The sequence below is a fragment of the Candidatus Symbiothrix dinenymphae genome, assembly GCF_001431085.1.
The window spans coordinates 1-676 of record NZ_BBRU01000188.1 but is presented as its reverse complement, the minus strand read 5'-3'; the positions used below and the strand labels follow the sequence as shown (position 1 = coordinate 676).

The 676-nt window shown below is 45.7% G+C and carries 1 protein-coding gene; it reads left to right on the top strand.

What is annotated here, in order from left to right; all coding sequences use genetic code 11:
- Window positions 1-676 (top strand): TonB-dependent receptor domain-containing protein (locus tag ASC50_RS02695; RefSeq protein WP_158648316.1); only part of this gene is annotated, 676 nt, incomplete at both ends.

Below are 676 nucleotides of genomic sequence, written 5' to 3'. Positions count from 1 at the left end.
AATTTGCATTCGGTTACAATGGTTCCGAAAAGTTCGAAGGAAGTAAGCAATTCGGTTTCTTCCCCTCCATAGGTGTCGGCTGGTTGGCTTCCAACGAGCAGTTTTGGGAGTCGATGAAAGAAGCCGTCAGTTTGTTGAAACTGAAATTTACATACGGACAGGTGGGCAATGACGCCATCTCTTCACGTGACCAACGGTTCTTTTTTCTGTCGGATATAACCATGGGCGGCACTCCGACACCCGGCTATACATGGGGCTCAACGTTCGGCAATACCTACAACGGCTATACCATCAATCGTTATGCCAATCCCGACATCACCTGGGAGGTTTCCGAAAAATACAATCTTGGGTTAGAGTTAGGCTTTTTCAAAGACGGAGCCTTGAAATTGCAGATGGATGTATTCCGCGATTACAGGAGCAACATTTATATGGACAGAAATAATTTCCCCGTATCAGCAGGTCTGGAAGTCGCCAAATTGCAAGGCAATGTCGGCAAGTTGCAATCGCAGGGAATTGACGGCTCCATCGACTATCAGAAATTTTTCAACACCGATTTCTGGCTCACCGGACGGGCAAACATGACGTATGCCGTCAATGAATACCTTCAATTGGACGAACCAAATTATAAGGACAAATATTTGAGTCATGTAGGGAATAGCTTCAGTCAGCTTTATGG